General features: G+C 70.0%; 11 protein-coding genes and 1 pseudogene. 9 read left to right on the forward strand and 3 right to left on the reverse strand.

The window, feature by feature from the left end:
- Nucleotides 1-31 precede the first annotated feature (31 nt).
- The gene (gene istA / locus SGUI_RS09905) at nt 32-1585 is read left to right on the forward strand and encodes an IS21 family transposase (RefSeq protein ID WP_066636904.1); all 1554 of its coding nucleotides are present in this window, start codon (nt 32-34) and stop codon (nt 1583-1585) included.
- Nucleotides 1582-2382: an IS21-like element helper ATPase IstB gene (istB, locus tag SGUI_RS09910; RefSeq protein WP_066636906.1), complete on the forward strand. Its 801-nt coding sequence runs from the start codon at nt 1582-1584 to the stop codon at nt 2380-2382. The genes istA (SGUI_RS09905) and istB (SGUI_RS09910) overlap by 4 nt, the downstream gene beginning before the upstream one ends.
- A 70-nt stretch (nt 2383-2452) precedes the next feature.
- Here the strand turns inward: istB (SGUI_RS09910) and SGUI_RS09915 are convergent, their stop codons facing one another.
- The 3 genes from SGUI_RS09915 to SGUI_RS09925 form a co-directional block, all read right to left on the reverse strand.
- The gene (locus tag SGUI_RS09915; RefSeq protein WP_237141321.1) at nt 2453-3169 is read right to left on the reverse strand and encodes a helix-turn-helix domain-containing protein; all 717 of its coding nucleotides are present in this window, start codon (nt 3167-3169) and stop codon (nt 2453-2455) included.
- Nucleotides 3170-3337: 168 nt separating this feature from the next.
- Nucleotides 3338-4285 (reverse strand): cation diffusion facilitator family transporter, encoded by a 948-nt coding sequence (locus SGUI_RS09920; protein WP_066639476.1) that lies wholly within the window; start codon nt 4283-4285, stop codon nt 3338-3340.
- Entirely contained in the window at nt 4269-5246 is a 978-nt protein-coding gene (locus SGUI_RS09925; protein ID WP_237141322.1) for a cation diffusion facilitator family transporter, read from the reverse strand. Before SGUI_RS09925 ends, SGUI_RS09920 begins: the two co-directional genes overlap by 17 nt.
- 234 nt (nt 5247-5480) lie before the next feature.
- On the opposite strand from SGUI_RS09925, the gene SGUI_RS09930 reads away from it, so the two are divergent.
- The 7 genes and pseudogenes from SGUI_RS09930 to cydD all read left to right on the forward strand — a co-directional run bounded on the left by SGUI_RS09930 (nt 5481) and on the right by cydD (nt 15871).
- Complete coding sequence (locus SGUI_RS09930) at nt 5481-5858, forward strand: ArsR/SmtB family transcription factor (RefSeq protein WP_237141323.1); 378 nt, start codon at nt 5481-5483, stop codon at nt 5856-5858.
- Nucleotides 5859-6550: 692 nt separating this feature from the next.
- Nucleotides 6551-7141 (forward strand): annotated as a pseudogene (locus SGUI_RS18050) (IS110 family transposase); the annotation flags it as partial.
- Nucleotides 7142-7545: 404 nt separating this feature from the next.
- The gene (istA, locus tag SGUI_RS09940) at nt 7546-8760 is read left to right on the forward strand and encodes an IS21 family transposase (RefSeq protein WP_066639483.1); all 1215 of its coding nucleotides are present in this window, start codon (nt 7546-7548) and stop codon (nt 8758-8760) included.
- On the forward strand, nt 8757-9557 hold the full coding sequence (gene istB / locus SGUI_RS09945) for an IS21-like element helper ATPase IstB (protein WP_066639485.1): 801 nt from the start codon (nt 8757-8759) through the stop codon (nt 9555-9557). Before istA (SGUI_RS09940) ends, istB (SGUI_RS09945) begins: the two co-directional genes overlap by 4 nt.
- A 364-nt stretch (nt 9558-9921) precedes the next feature.
- Entirely contained in the window at nt 9922-11364 is a 1443-nt protein-coding gene (locus SGUI_RS09950; protein ID WP_066639488.1) for a cytochrome ubiquinol oxidase subunit I, read from the forward strand.
- Nucleotides 11365-11396: 32 nt separating this feature from the next.
- Entirely contained in the window at nt 11397-12455 is a 1059-nt protein-coding gene (gene cydB / locus SGUI_RS09955) for a cytochrome d ubiquinol oxidase subunit II (protein ID WP_066639496.1), read from the forward strand.
- A complete protein-coding gene (gene cydD / locus SGUI_RS09960; RefSeq protein ID WP_066639498.1) occupies nt 12452-15871 on the forward strand; it encodes a thiol reductant ABC exporter subunit CydD in 3420 nt (1139 codons plus the stop codon). Before cydB ends, cydD begins: the two co-directional genes overlap by 4 nt.
- Nucleotides 15872-16034 lie beyond the last annotated feature (163 nt).

Below are 16034 nucleotides of genomic sequence, written 5' to 3' on the forward strand. Positions count from 1 at the left end.
TCGTCTGCCAAGGCGATCACGGAGGTGGAGGGTGAAGGAGAGATCGAGAGTGGAGCAGTTCGAACGTATCCGACGCGACCGGCGCGATGAAGGCCTGTCGATCAGAGAGCTCGCCAGGAAGCACCGTGTGCACCGGCGCACGGTCCGTGCGGCGTTGGCCGACGCGGTCCCACCGCCACGGAAGGTGCCCGAGCGTGAGGCACCTGTCACGGGTGCGCACGTGGAACTCGTGCGGTCCTGGTTGACGCAGGACCTGGACGCGCCCCGCAAGCAGCGGCACACCGCCCGCCGGGTCTGGCAGCGGCTGATCGAGGAGGAAGGAGCGGTCGTGGCCGAGTCCACGGTGCGCAACCTCGTGGCCGGCCTACGCGCCGAGGTCGCCGGGTCACAGACCCAGGTGATGATCGTCCAGGAGCACCCGCCGGGTGAGGAGGCCGAGGTCGACTTCGGTGAGTTCCGCGCCAGCATCGGCGGCGTCGTGCTGCGGCTGTGGATGTTCTGCATGCGCCTGTCGCACTCGGGCCGGGCGTTCCACTACGCCTACGCCAACCAGTCCCAGGAGTCTTTCCTGGACGGGCACGTGCGCGCGTTCGCCGCGTTCGGCGGGACACCGACCGGGATGATCCGCTACGACAACCTCAAGCCCGCGGTCATCCGGTGCGCGTTGGGCAGGGAACGGTTCGAACACCCACGCTTCGTTGCCCTGCGGTCGCACTACGGCTTCGACTCTTTCTACTGCCAGCCCGGGATCGAGGGCGCGCACGAGAAAGGCGGGGTCGAAGGAGAGATCGGCCGGTTCCGTCGCCGGCACCTGACCCCGGTCCCGCACGTGGGCTCCCTGGCCGCGCTGAACGAGGCGATGGCCGCCGCCGACGCCCGCGACGACGCCCGCCGCATCGGCGCCCGCCGGGTCACCGTCGGAGCCATGTTCGCGGACGAGGCCCCGCTGCTGCTGGCGTTGCCACCAGTCCCCTTCGACGCTTCGGCGGCACTGTCGGTGCGGGTGGACGCCAAGGCGCGAGTGTGCGTGCGCCAGTCGTACTACTCGGTCCCGGCCCGCTACGCCGGGACCCGCCTGGACGTCGCGCTCGGCGCCACGACCGTGCGGGTGCTGGACCGCGGCACGGTGATCGCCGAGCACGTCCGCTCCCTGCACAAGGGCTCCCAGGACCTGGTGCTGGACCACTACCTGGAGGTCCTGACCCGCAAACCCGGCGCCCTGGCCGGCTCGAGCGCGTTGGCGACCGCCCGGGCGAACCGGACGTTCACCCCGGTCCACGAGGCGTACTGGAGGGCCGCCCGTGCCCGCCTGGGCGACAGCGGCGGCACCAGGGCGTTGATCGAGGCGCTGCTGCTGCACCGCACCCTGCCCACCCACGCGGTGCTGACCGGGATCACCGAGGCCACGACAGCCGGGGTCTTCGACGCCGACGTCATCGCCATGACCGCCCGCCGGCTCCTGCACGCGACGCCCAGCCCGCCACCGGTGCCCGTGCCCGAGGGTGCACCACCAGCGGCCCTGGTCCACCGCCCGGCGCCCTGCCTGGGTTCCTACGACCAGCTGCTCACCGGGGCCGGAGCATGAGCGCGGCCACGCCAGCGGTCACCGCGCTCGGTGCCGACGCCGCCCAGGCCGCGGTCACCGCCGCCGCCAAGGCCCTGGGGCTGCCGACCGTGCGGGAGGAAGCCGCCCGGTACGCGGCCGCGGCGGCCAAGGCCCGCCTGACCCACCTGGCATTCCTGGCCGAGGTGCTCTCCGCCGAGTGCGACGACCGTGAGCACCGGCGCCGACAACGTCGGATCAACGAGGCCAAGTTCCCCCGCCACAAGCGCCTGTCCGACTTCGACACCGCCCGCCTGCCCGACCTGCCCGCCGCGACCCTGGCCCACCTGGGCACCGGCGCGTGGATCGAGGCCGGGCAACCGCTGGTGCTGCTCGGCGACTCCGGAACCGGCAAGACGCACCTACTCATCGCCCTGGGCATGGCCGCGGCCGAGCAGGGTCACCGGGTCCGCTACATCACCACCGCGGCCCTGGTCAACGAGCTGACCGAGGCCGCCGACGACAAGCAGCTCACCCGCGTGGTCAACCGGTACGCCCGACTGGACCTGCTGTGCCTGGACGAGATCGGCTACGTCCACCTCGACCCCCGCGGGGCCGAGCTGCTCTTCCAGATCATCACCGCCCGCGAGGAACGAGCCTCCATCGCCTGCGCGTCCAACGCCCCGTTCAGCGAGTGGGGCACCACCTTCACCGACCCCCGACTGGCCGCCGCCGTCGTCGACCGGCTCACCTTCAACGCCCACATCATCAACACCGGCACCCAGTCCTACCGACTCGCTACCACCCGCACCCGCCAGGAGGTGACCCCACCACGCTGACCCCCTCCGGGGAGACCGAGCACCATCGACACGCCCTCAGCCCCCCCCCCCCCCCGAGGGTGGGGCCAAATCAGAACAGCACAGTGGGGCCAAATGGACTTGTCATTCTCAACCACCGGGGCCGGGCGCCCAGCCACGCCTTGACGGTCGCGCCGCGGCGGCCGTCGACGACGTCCAGGATGGCGCCGTCGTCCAGGTCGGTGAACACGATCGACCAGGGCTCGACCCGCTTCACGGACTGGGTGTCGGGGTCGCGCAGGTAGCGCACGGTGCGGAACCGGTGCTCATCGATCCCCAGGCGCGCCACGTGCCGGCGGTCCACGCCGGTGTCCAGGTCCACGGTGGTGGTCAGCATGCGCATCACCGTCGGCCACGACAGGGCCGCTTCGTCCGCGACGCGGGACACCGCGCGGGGCTCGGCCCGGCAGGCGGAGATCACCTGCTCGGCCAGCCGGGTCGTGACCCGTGCCCGGGCCGGTAGTTGCTCGGTCTCCTCGGTGAACGAGCGCCGCGGGCACAGCGCCTCACCGCAGGCGTACCGCCGCTTGCGCACGACCACATCCAGCGGCTGCCCGCCGCAGGTCACGTCTTTCACGTGTTGGGTCGGCCGGGCCTGGACCCGCGAGGACAGCACCCCGCAGGACGGGCACGCGCCCTCGCCGGCGACCGTCTCGATCAGCACCCGCCTCGGTTGGTCGCCGACAGCAGCGCCGGCGCTCACGACTCGGTAGCCGGACAGGTTGAACAGTATCGACGCCGCATCGACGTCGAACGTACGCTGGTGCACGCTCGCGGTCCTCGCTCTTGGATGCCTAGACAACACCCATGCTGGCGCAGGGCCGCGAGCCCTACTTCAGGGCCCCACCACGCTCAAAGTCGAAGAGCCGTGAAACCATGTCACGGTGGGAGGTGAGGCAGTCGCTGCCCCCGCTGATCCGGCTCCGGCCGCGCGACGTCAGATGCCGATGTCCTCGTAGGACCGTGGGTCCTCGACCGGCTCGAGGTGCAGGTGCACACGCAGGTCCGGGTACTCCACCAGAAGCGCGTCGGTCAGGTCCTCGGCCACGTCGTGCCCGCGCTTGACCGTCCAGATGCCCGGGACCAGCAGGTGCATCTCCATGAACCTGCGGTGTCCCGACTCCCGGGTTCGGATGGCGTGGTAGTGCACGTCCTCGCCCTCGAACCGGGCGATGAACGTCTCGATGACACCGACGATCCGTGCGTTGTCCTCGGCCGGGAGCGAGCCGTCCATCAGGCCGGCCGTGGAGGCCCGGAGGAGCCCCCACCCGGTGACGAGGATGTTCACCCCGACAGCGAAGGCGATGATCGGGTCCAGCCGCTCCCACCCCGTGAGCCACACCAGGATGACGCCCACGACGACGCCGACGGAAGTCCACACGTCGGTGAGCAGGTGCTTGCCGTCGGCGACGAGGGTAATGGACCGGTGCTTCTTCCCTGCGCGCAGCAGCACCCAGGCAACCGTGCCGTTGAGGACGGAGGCGAGGATCGCGATGGCTAGGCCGATCCCGACGTTCTCCAACGGTGACGGGTCCAGGAATCGGCGAACCGAGGCCATCAGGATGACCGCGGCGGCGATGAAGATCATCACGCCCTCGACCGCCGCGGAGAAGTACTCCGCCTTGCTGTGGCCGAAGTTGTGCTTGCGGTCCGGCGGCTTGATGGCCACGCGCAGCGCGACCAGCGCGACCACCGCGGCCACCAGGTTGACGCTGCTCTCCGCGGCGTCGGAGAGCAGACCCACGGAATCGGTCAGCCACCAGGCGGTGCCCTTGAGCAGGATCGTCGCGATCGCCGTGGCGATGGACAGCCAGGCGTACCGCGTCAGGTCCTCGGGCGCGGGGTGGCGGGTGCTGAGGGTGGGCTTCTCAGTGGGGCCAGGCATGCGGAGCCACCGGGGTTTGGGCGGGCTGCGTGGCTTCACGGATCGGTGCAGGTTCACCGGCCCCTGGCACCACGTATACGCCGACCCGTTCAAGGTGGGGCACCATCCGCATCAGGTGCTCACGTACTCGGGCGGAGAGCTCGTGCGCCCGCGGCAGCGTCAGGCCCGAGTCGGCGGTGATGTCGACCTCGGCGTGCATCCGGTGGCCTGACCAGCGGGCACGGGCTTCGCCGACGCCGGTGACACCGGGCACTTCAGCAGCAGCAGCCTCCACGCGCTCGAGGGTGCCGTCGTCAACGCCGTCCATCAGCCTCCTGATGACGGTCCGCACGGAGGCGATGAGCACGGCAATGATGACCGCGCCGATAACCAGGCCGATCAGCGGGTCGAGCTGCGGCACCCCCAGCCAGACTCCGATGACGCCAATCGCTACGGCCAGCGATGTCAGTGCGTCGGTGCGCGCGTGCTGACCTTCGGCCACCAGGGCAGCCGATCCGATCCGCCGCCCGGCACGGATCCGGTAGATCGCCACCGCCTCGTTGCCGGCTGCCCCTATCAGTGCGGCGGCCATGACCCAGCCCAGGTTGGTCAACTCGCGCGGCTGCAGCAGTGCCCGCACCGACTCCCAGATGATCAGTGCCGCAGACAGTGCGATGACCAGGCCGATCAGCAGCCCCACGAGGTCCTCGGCGCGGCGGTAGCCGTAGGAGTAGCGCCGGGTCGGCTGCCGGCGCCCGATGCGGAAGGCGATGATCAACGGGATGGTGGTGGCCAGGTGCCCCAGGTTGTGCACGGTGTCCGCCAGCAGGGCGATCGAACCGCTCAGCGCCACGATGACGATCTGCAGCAGGGCGGTGGCGCCCATCCCAGCCAGGCTGATCCACGCTGCGCGGATGCCGATGCTGCTGGACTCCTCAGCCGTCTGGATCGAGTCGGTGTGATCGTGGCTGTGCGGCGTCACCGCATGCTTAAACCGGCCCCACATCCCGCCTCCGTGTCCATGAGGCTCGTGGGCGTCAGCGCCCCCGTGGCCGCTGTGGTGATGGTGGGGAGCGTGGGACCGGTCGGCCGCCGACTCGGCGGAGCGGCGGTTCCTCTGATGGTCGGCAGTCACCGAGACAGCATACCTGCATAACTACGCAGGTATGAATCTTTCCTTCATTCTCACCCCCTGCCTGGTCGCTACCCTCGAGACGTGCACGAACAACCCATGAACCAGGCACCTGATGACGAGCACGCCCGGATCGCCGCAGAGACGTTCCGCTTGCTCTCGGACCCGACAAGGGTCAAGATCCTGTGGGCATTGGCGCAGGCTGAAGTGAGCGTGAACGTCCTGGCCGACCTGGTCGACGCCTCACCTACCACGGTCAGCCAGCACCTGTCCAAGCTCCGCCTGGCTGGCCTGGTGAGCAGCCGGCGCACCGGCACGTACGTGCACTACACCGGGACCGACCCCCATGTGCACAGTCTGCTCGCCGAGGCCCTCTCGCACGCAGAGCATGTCACCGGCACCGCCAGCGGCGACGACCCTCACAGCTACCCTCGCCCCGAACCCGGTGCGCGGCGAGCCTGACGGGCACCTGACGCTGATGAGCGCGCGCTGGGCGATGCGCGTTCAGAGATCCCGTTGCTTCGGGTCGGTTACGAGCCAAGGTGGTCGACATGCATGACCTGGACGTTCTTCATCGCCTGTGGCTCGTCACTGACTGGCGATCAGACACCCGCTTCGGCAGCGGGAGCGTGCGGCCCCGAGCTCTTGGTTGCTACTAGCTCCGTCGAGACAGCTGCGGTCTGCCCCCGGGTCCACCCGGTTTGCCGACGCCAGGGTGCGGGTGGTTCGTAGTCTTCGTCCCAGGGCATGGGCATGTAGGAGCGGCAGTCCGGCTGGCGCGGCCCGGGCCAGGGATCACCAAACGAACGTCGGCATGCGCAGACGTTCTCCACGTTCGGGTTGCGCGGGATGCGGAAGCACGGCGACTTCAGCTCAGTGACCGGGGCCGCGGGGCGGCCATCGTGGGACCGGAAGATCCCGGGCTGGTCACCGTGGGCGGGTGGGTGGACAGTAGGGGTGTGGACCGCGGTCGACCTCGGACACTTCTTCGTGCCGGTGAGCCAGTTAACTCAGTGTGAGGTGCGGGGCCTGCCACGGGAACCGTGGATTGTTGCTACGAGCACGAGAGTCAGATTCCAGAACTCGATCAGCCCCGCTCGCGGTCCGCACCCGACACCCGACACCCGACACCGACACCCGAAGGAGCGGAAGAAGTGCTGCACCCGCGTTGCGCGGGGCTCGACCTGTCGAAGCGAGACGCGAAGGCGTGCGTGCGGATCGTGCCGGAGGGCAAGGTCCGTGCTATCGAGGAGATCACCACCTGGTCCTCGATGAGCGGGGACATCCTCGCCCTGCGCGAGCACCTGGTCGCCGCGGGCGTGACGTGCGTGGTGATGGAAGCCACGGGTGACTACTGGAAACCGTTCTAGTACCTGCTCGAGGACGGCCCGTTCGAGGTCATGCTGGTCAACGCCCGCGATGCGAAGAACCTGCCCGGCCGCAAGACGGATGTCTCCGACGCCGCCTGGCTGGCCCAGCTCGCCGCGCACGGGCTGCTGCGCGCCAGCTTCGTCCCGCCCGAACCGATCCGGGCGCTGCGTGACCTGACTCGCACCCGCACCGCGATCACCCGGGCGCGGACCCGCGAGGCCCAACGGCTGGAGAAGGTCCTCGAGGACGCCGGGATCAAGCTGTCGGTCGTGGCCACCGACATCATGGGCGTCTCCGGGCGGGCGATGCTGGAGGCGCTGATCGCTGGCGAGCACGACCCGGCCGTCCTCGCCGATCTGGCCCACCCAACATTGTAAGACCGCCGCCTCGTGATTCTAAGAATCAGTCCAGGTTATGCATCTCAGCATGTGGTGGGGACACCCTCGTTATGCCCACGGCTGATCCGCGTCGGTGACGGTTCGGCCAAGCTGTGTCTGGTGTCGATACACACGATCTTGTGAAGGTGGGAGCCCTTGCTCTTGGCGGGCCACTGTTGACGATCTCGGTTGTTGACGGCCGCGTCGGGTGACGACGAGTGCGTCATGATCGGTGACGATGTGGGTAGGTGAATGGAAGGCACCGGCCCGGCGGGGCCTTGGTTGTCAGGGTGACGTGGTGGTGGTCATTCTGTCGTGACTTCTGTCAGCGGCGCTTGAAGACTGGACGGTAACGGCGCTCGAAAAGTGGACACCCCAAGCACGATTGGAGAGTGATCACTATGGAAGACTGGGCGCTGATCCGCAGGCTGGCCCGTGAGGGTGTGCCGAACGCTGCGATCGCCAGGAAGCTAGGAATCTCAAGGACCACTGTCGGTAAGGCCATCGCCTCGGAGGGACCGCCGAAGTACGAACGCAAGAGCGGCCTGACGTCGTTCACGCCGTTCGAGGCACGGGTGCGGGCGTTGCTCGCGGACACCCCGGACATGCCCGCGACCGTGCTCGCCGAGCGGGTCGGGTGGACCGGCTCGATCCGCTGGTTCCGCGACAACGTGAACCGGGTGAGGGCCGACCACCGTCCGATCGATCCGGCGGACCGGTTGACCTGGGCGGCCGGGGACGTGGCGCAGTGCGACCTGTGGTTCCCGCCGCGCAAGATCCTGCTCGAGGACGGCTCGCGGGCGCTGCTGCCGGTGCTGGTGATGACGCTGGCGTACAGCCGGTTCATGCTCGCCCGGATGATCCCGACCCGCAAGACAACCGACCTGCTGCTGGGCATGTGGGCCCTGCTCTCGCAGGTGGGCTGCGTGCCGCGCCGGCTGATCTGGGACAACGAGGCCGGGATCGGGCGCGGGAAGCTGACCGAGCCGGCCGCGGTGTTCGCCGGCACCCTGGCCACCAAGATCGTGCTGCTGCCACCGCGGGACCCCGAGTCCAAAGGCGTGGTCGAGCGGCGCAACGGCTTTTTCGAGACCTCGTTCATGCCCGGCCGCCACTTCGAGTCACCGGCCGACTTCAACGCCCAGCTCACCCACTGGCTGACCGGGGCGAACGGCCGGGTGGTGCGCACGACCAAGGCGCGTCCGGTCGACCTGCTCACCGTCGACAAGGACAAGATGGCGCCGTTGCCGCCGGCGGTGCTGCACCTGGGCTGGCGCAACCACGTCCGCCTCGGCCGGGACTACTACGTGCGCGTCGACACCAGCGACTACTCGGTGCACCCGGCCGCGATCGGTGCCCGTGTCGACGTGGCCGCCGACCTCGACACCGTGCGGGTCCGGCACGGCGGGCGGCTCGTCGCCGAGCACCCACGCCGGTGGGCCCGGTCCATGACCGTCACCGACCCCGCCCACGTGGCCGCCGCGGCCGAGCTGCGCCGCGACTACCAGCACCGCGACAAGGCCGTGGCCCCCGAGGCGCCCGAGGACCTAGTGCGGGACCTGGCCGACTATGACCGCGCCTTCGGCCTCGACGCCGGCGCAGGAGGCTCGCTGTGAGCACCAAGACGACGCCCGCGGAGCAGACGCTCAAGCAGATCACCCACCTCGCGGCCGCGCTCAAAGCACCGCGCATCACCCAGTCCGCGGCACGGCTGGCCGAGCACGCCCGCGACGCCGGGTGGACCCACGAGGACTACCTCGCCGCCGTCCTCGAACGTGAGGTCGCCGCCCGCAACGCCTCCGGCGCCCAGCTGCGCATCCGCGCCGCGGGGCTGCCGGCGGGCAAGACCCTGGAGGACTTCGACTTCGACCACCAACCCGCCGCCCGCACCCCCGTCCAAGCCCTCGCGTCCGGAGCCTGGCTGGCCGAGCACCGCAACGTCGTCCTGCTCGGCCCGCCGGGCACGGGAAAAACACATCTGGCTGCGGCGTTGGCGATCACCGCCGCCCGCCAGGGCCACCGGGTGCTGTTCGCCACCGCGAGTGAGTGGGTCACCCGACTGTCCGAGGCCCACCAGCGTGGACGCCTCGGCACAGAGCTGATCCGGCTGCGCCGCTACCCCCTGATCGTGGTCGACGAGGTTGGCTACCTCCCGTTCGAGCAGGACGCCGCGAACCTGTTCTTCCAGCTCGTCTCCTCCCGCTACGAGCACGCCTCCCTCATCCTCACCTCGAACCTGCCGTTCAGCTCCTGGGCCGGCGTCTTCGGCGACCAGGTGGTCGCCGCCGCGATGATCGACCGCATCGTCCACCACGCCGACGTCATCGCGCTCAAGGGCGCGTCCTACCGCCTCCGCGACCGAGGCATCGAGACCCTGCCCAGCATCAAGGCCGAGCAGGGCTCGCTAGACTGACCAAACCGTCCAGTTTTCGACCGCCGAAACTGTCCAGTTTTCGAGCGCCGACGACAACTTCGGTGATGGCGGCGCGGGCGGAGGACTCATCCACGATGGCCTTGCCTGCGGCGAAGGCGACGACGAGGGCTTGGACGGCGAGTTGTTGACCGCGCGTGGGGTCGTGGCCGCGTGCTCGGGCGCGGGTCGTAGAGGTTCGCGGCCCAGGCGTTGGCGAAGCGGCTATCGCCGGCGAAGTCGGTGACGGCGCCGCGAAGCTGCTTGTCGCAGGACCCGGCTTCTCCCCTTATTACTACCCAGCGTAGTGTAAACACCGGTGTAGTAGTTGCTGCACCGCCAAGAACTCAGGTGGGAGCGCGCCTCAATGGAAGCACTCGAACTGGCTCGGTGGCAGTTCGGCATCACGACCGTCTACCACTACTTCTTCGTGCCGATCACGATCGGTCTGTCGCTGCTGGTCGCCATCCTGCAGACCGCGTGGATGCGCACACGCAACCCGGAGTGGCTGCGGCTGGCGAAGTTCTTCGGCAAGCTCTTCACGATCAACTTCGCGCTCGGCCTGGTCACCGGCATCGTGCAGGAGTTCCAGTTCGGCATGAACTGGTCGGACTACTCCCGCTTCGTCGGTGACATCTTCGGCGCGCCACTGGCCATCGAGGCGCTGCTCGCGTTCTTCCTGGAGTCGACCTTCCTGGGCCTGTGGATCTTCGGCTGGGGCCGCATCCCCGAGAAGCTGCACGCCGCCTGCATGTGGGTGATCCACATCGGCACTGTGCTCTCTGCCTACTTCATCCTCGCGGCCAACTCCTTCATGCAGCACCCGGTCGGCTACTTCAACAACCCCGAGACCGGTCGCGCCGAGCTGATCGACTTCTGGGCGGTGCTGACCAACCCGGTGCAGCTGGTCACCTTCCCGCACGTGCTCACCGCGGCATGGATGACCGGCGGTGGTTTCATGCTGGCTATCGCACTCTGGCACGTCTGGCGCAGCAGGACCCCGAAATCCGAGCAGCCGATGTATCGCAAGGCCGCAGCCATCGGCGCCATTGCCGTCCTGCTCGGCGGTCTGGGTACGATCGTCACCGGTGACATCCAGGGCAAAATAATGACCGAGGTCCAGCCGATGAAGATGGCGGCCGCCGAGGGGCTCTACGACTCGGTGCCCGAGGGCGAGGGAGCGCCCTTCTCGATCATCACCGTCGGCACGCTCGACGGCACCGAAGAGGTCTGGGCCGTCACGGTGCCCAAGCTCCTCTCCTACCTGTCCACCGGCACCTTCGACGGCGCCGTCGAGGGGATCAACGACCTCAACGCCGAGTACCAGCTCACCTACAGCGGTGAAGAGCTCACCGCGATGGACGACTACCGCCCGATCATCCCGGTCACCTACTGGACGTTCCGGCTGATGATGGGCTTCGGCTTCGCCGCCATGGTCATCGCCGCCCTAGCCCTGCTCTGGTTGTGGAAGGGCAAGGAGATGAACCACCGGTTCTGGTACTGGTCCGCCATCGGGGTGATGTTCCTGCCGCTGATCGCCAACTCGTGGGGCTGGATCTTCACCGAGATGGGCCGTCAGCCCTGGCTGGTCTTCGGGCTGATGACCACCCAGACCGGCGTCTCACCAGGCACGACCACCGCCGAGGTCTTCACCACGATGGCGCTGTTCACCCTGCTCTACGGGGTGCTCGCCGTGATCGAGGTCGGCTTGATCATCAAGTACACCCGCGAGGGTGCCCCCGAGTATGACGGCGAGTCCCTCGATCCGGACGACCGGGCCGAGGACCAACCCTTCGTCTTCACCTACTGAGCCCCCGGCATACCCGAGAAGGAAGCAGTGCAATGGAACTGAGCACCATCTGGTTCATCCTCATCGCGGTGCTGTGGATCGGCTACTTCGTGCTGGAGGGCTTCGACTTCGGCGTCGGCGCGCTCTTCCCGGTGCTCGGCCGCGGCGACGAGAAGCTGGACGGCGAGACCCGCAAGCGGGTCATGCTCTCCACCATCGGCCCGTTCTGGGACGGCAACGAGGTGTGGCTGATCACCGCCGGCGGCGCCATGTTCGCGGCGTTCCCGCACTGGTACGCCACCCTCTTCTCCGGCTTCTACATGCCGCTCTTCGTCATCCTGGTTGCCCTGATCGTGCGAGCGTTGGGTTTCGACTACCGCGGCAAGGTCGACAGCGACGTGTGGCGCCGGCGCTGGAACTGGTGCATCTTCCTGGGATCTGTGGTCCCGTCAGTCCTCTGGGGCGTGGCGTTCACCAACATCGTCATGGGCGTGCCGATCGACGCGGACATGGAGTACACCGGGGGCTTCTTCAACCTGCTCAACCCGCTCGCGCTGCTCGGAGGCATCGTGTTCCTCGGCGTGTTCGTCACGCACGGCGCGATGTTCCTGGCGCTGAAGACCGACGGACCGATCCGGCACGAGGCGCGGGCGCTGGCCGTCCGGGTGGGCGGGGTCAGCGCGGTGCTCGCCGTGGTCTGGCTGGCCGCCATCCACCTCGACACCGGCACGGCGCTGTCGTGGTCGGCTGCCGGACTGGCCGCGGTGGCGTTGCTCGGATCCCTGGCGATGGCCCGCAAGGGATCGGAGGGCTGGGCCTTCACCGGCACCTTCGTGGCCATCGCGCTGACCGTGGCCTCGCTGTTCCTGGCGCTCTTCCCCGACGTTATGCCGAGCAGCACCGACCCCGCCTTCAACCTGACGGTGACCAACGCCGCCTCGACCGACTACACGCTGACGATCATGACCTGGGTCGCGGTGCTCTTCGTGCCCATCGTCCTGCTCTACACCTCCTTCACCTACTGGACCTTCCGCAAGCGGGTCAGCGGGCACCACATCCCGCAGGCCGACACCGCGGAGGACCTCTCGGTAGGTAGTCCGGGGCAGTCATGAAACCGTTCGACCCGGAGCTGCTGCGCCGGGTCCCCGATGCCCGGACACCGGTGGCGGTCCTGTCCGTCACCGGGGTGCTCAGCGGCGCCGTCGCCGTCGCACTGGCGGTCTGCCTCGCCTGGCTCGCCAGCACGGTGGTGACCGGCGGTGCCCTGACCGCACCGCTGGCCTGGACCGTCGCGCTGCTCGTCACCCGCGGACTGATCGCCGGGAGCCAGGAGTCGTTGGCCGGCTGGGCCGGCCAACGTGTGGCCTCCGGCATCCGCTCCCAACTGCTGCGGCGGTGGTCCCGGCTGCCCGAGGAGGCACGCCCGCAGCCGGACGAGGCGGTCACCCGGGCCACCGACGGCGTCGCCGCCATCGAGCCGTATGTCGCGCGCTACCTCCCCGCGCTCGTCGCCGCTGCCGTGGTGCCGGCGCTGAGCCTGGTGACGCTGCTGGTCGTGGACTTCTGGAGCGCGCTCATCGTGCTGCTCACCCTGCCGCTGCTGCCGCTCTTCGCGGCGCTGATCGGCAAACACACCGAGGCCGAGACGCGGCGACGCTGGTCGGCGATGACCGACCTGGCCGGGCACTTCCTCGACGTCGTGCGTGGCCTGCCGACCCTGGTCGCCTACGGCCGGGCCGAGCGCCAGGTGGACGTCGTGGCCGAGGTCGGTCGCCGGCACCGGGTGGCGACGGTGCGGACGCTGCGGACCGCCTTCCTGAGCACCGTGGCGCTGGAGCTGCTCGCGACGATCTCGGTCGCGCTGGTCGCGGTCGCCGTCGGCCTGCGGCTGGCCTACGGCGTGATGGACCTGCAGGCGGCGATGACCGCGATCCTGCTGGCCCCGGAGGCCTACTGGCCGGTGCGCCGGGTCGGCTCGGAGTTCCACAACGCCGCCGACGGCGCCGAGGCGCTCGAGCAGCTGCGCGACGACCTGGCCGACGACGGCGCCCCCACCACCCCACGGCCGGGCGCGCCGGATGGCGAGGTCCGGGTCGTCGACGTCCGCTACCACCACCCCGGCCGCCCCGACATCCTTCACGACCTGACCCTCACCACGTCCGTCGCCCCCGGCCTGACCGCCCTGACCGGCCCGTCCGGAGCCGGCAAGACCACCATGCTCGAGCTCCTCGGCGGACTACGGCTGCCCACGAGCGGGCGGATCGAGGCACCCCACGCCCACCTCGCGACCCAGGTCCCGCTCCTGCTGCCCGGGACCGTCCGCGAGAACCTCGCCCTCGCCAGCCCCGCGGCCACCGACGGCGAGATGCGACTGGCGCTCGACCGCGTCGGACTCTGGCAGGCACTGATCCTGCGGGAAGGGCTGGACACGGTGCTGGGGGACGACGGCTTCGGGCTGTCCGCCGGGCAGCGCGGTCGTCTCGGCCTGGCCCGCGCGGTGCTGTCCGAGGCACCGCTCGTGCTGCTCGACGAACCCACCGCCCACATCGCCCCCGACACGATCGCCGCGCTGCGCACGGTCGTTCTCGAGCTGGCCCGCCACCGCCGCGTCCTGGTGGCCACGCACGACCAGGTGCTGGCCGCCCTCGCCGACGAGCAGTGGCAGCTGACCTCCCCTCCCCCACAGACCGGTGACGGCGACGCTCCCGATGCCGGCGCCACCACCACGGCACCCCCCGTGGAGCGAGCCCGCGTCGGGGAGGGTGCCCCCGGGGCGCAGGACGGGGCACCTCAGCAGCGGCGTCGCCGCTCGCCCAGGGGTCGCCTGGCGCTGGCCGCCGCGCTCGGTGGTCTGGCCACGGCATCGGGGATCGCGCTGACCGCGACCTCGGGATGGCTCATCGTCGAGGCGTCCTACCAACCGGTCGTCCTCACCCTGCTGGTCGCGATCGTAGGTGTGCGGGCGTTCGGCCTGGCACGACCCGTGCTGCGGTATGCCGAGCGCGTCACCTCCCACGACGTCGCACTCGAGGGTCTGGCCGCGTCACGGACCGACACCTACCGCCGGCTCATCCCGCTGACCCCGGCACGGCTGGGTCGGCGTAGCCGCGGTGACGTGCTGACCGCGGTGGTGCGCGACCTGGACGACATCAGCGACGAGCAGGTCCGCGCGATCGTGCCGGCGTGGGACGCCGCTATCGCCAGCCTGGTCGCGGCATTGGTCGTCGGAGCGTTCCTCCCTCGGGCGGGGCTGGTCGTCGTCGCCGCCGCGGTGCTCGCGTTCCTGCTGGCGCTCCTGGACCAGCGGCTCGAGCAGTCGGCCCACGACCACGTGGTCAGCGCGCGGGGCACGGTGCACCGGGTGACCTCGCTGGTCACCGCACAGCTGACCCAGGTGCAGGCGGTCGCCGGACTCGGCCGTGCCGACCGACTCGTCGACCGGGTCGACGCGAGCCAGGCCAGGGCGGACCGCGCGGCCCGCCGGCTGAGCCGCGCGCGGGGCCTCACGATCGGGGCGACCTGGCTGGTCGTCGCTGCCGCTGTCGGCAGCGTGGCCTGGCTGGCCGGCGCCGCGTACACCGCCGGCACGGTGAGCGGACCCGTCGCGGCACTGGTGACGCTGACGCCGATGGCCCTGGCCGAGGCCTGGACCGGGCTGCCCGACGCCTTCGGTGCCCGCGCCCGTGCGCATGCGGCGCGGCACCGCCTCTCGGCCATGTTCGAGCAGTCCCCGGCCGTGGCGCAGGAGGCGGAGCGGCACGGCATACCTGCCACCGAGCCCGACCCGGCACAGCAGCACGTGCCCACCCTCCGCACCGACGACGTCGAGGCCACCTGGGACCCGGCAGCCACCCTGCCGGACCTGGCCGCGACCAGTCTGCTCGTCGCCCCGGGCGAGCGGGTCGTCCTCACCGGACCGAACGGCATCGGCAAGTCGACCCTGCTCGCGGTGCTGGCCCGGCACCTGGACCCCTCCACGGGGACCTATCACCACGACGCCCACGAGATCCGGGACCTGCCGTTGGCGCAGGTGCGCGGCCGGATGGCGATCGCCGACGACGAGCCGCACGCCTTCCGGAACACCGTGCGGGCCAACCTGCTGCTGACCCGACCGGAGGCGACCGACGCCCAGCTCCTCTCCGCGCTGGACACGGCCGACCTTGGTGACTGGCTTGGCCGACTGACCCAGGGGCTGGACACCCGGCTCACCGGGCTGAGCGGTGGCGAGCGCACCCGGCTGAACCTGGCCCGCGCCGTCCTGTCGGGCAGGCCGGTGCTGCTGCTGGACGAGCCCACCGCGCACCTGGACGAGGTGACCGCGCGCCGGGTGCTGGAACGGCTCGGCGGCACGCGCCAGAGCGTGGTCATGGTCTCGCACGACCTCATCCCGGACGGCTGGGCCGAGGTGTCGTTGCGCACCGAGGGCTCGGTGCCAGTCCGCGGTGACCGGTCCTACTCGGCGAGCACCCAGGAGAGGTCCGTGCGAAGCGTGGCCGGATCCGCGTCGGGGATGGGCTCGGTGACGTAGACCTCCCACATCGCCAGCGCGCACCAGGAGTCGCCGAGGTTGTCGTAGCCACCCACGTGGCGCCGTGCGCGACCTCGCCACCGGGCAGTCTTCGCAGGCGCCCGCAACCCCCACCAAGACGGATGGCGGTCACTCCATACGGTCTAGAACGACTCCAAGGACT

The sequence above is a fragment of the Serinicoccus hydrothermalis genome (genome assembly GCF_001685415.1).
In the GTDB taxonomy this organism is placed as follows: Bacteria; Actinomycetota; Actinomycetes; order Actinomycetales; family Dermatophilaceae; genus Ornithinicoccus; species Ornithinicoccus hydrothermalis.

Coding starts and splice junctions, on each gene's coding strand:
- istB (WP_066636906.1), top strand. CDS start 1,582: ATGAGCGCGGCCACGCCAGCGGTCACCGCGCTCGGTGCCGACGCCGCC.
- SGUI_RS09920 (WP_066639476.1), bottom strand. CDS start 4,285: ATGCCTGGCCCCACTGAGAAGCCCACCCTCAGCACCCGCCACCCCGCG.
- istA (WP_066639483.1), top strand. CDS start 7,546: ATGGAAGACTGGGCGCTGATCCGCAGGCTGGCCCGTGAGGGTGTGCCG.
- SGUI_RS09950 (WP_066639488.1), top strand. CDS start 9,922: ATGGAAGCACTCGAACTGGCTCGGTGGCAGTTCGGCATCACGACCGTC.
- cydB (WP_066639496.1), top strand. CDS start 11,397: ATGGAACTGAGCACCATCTGGTTCATCCTCATCGCGGTGCTGTGGATC.
- cydD (WP_066639498.1), top strand. CDS start 12,452: ATGAAACCGTTCGACCCGGAGCTGCTGCGCCGGGTCCCCGATGCCCGG.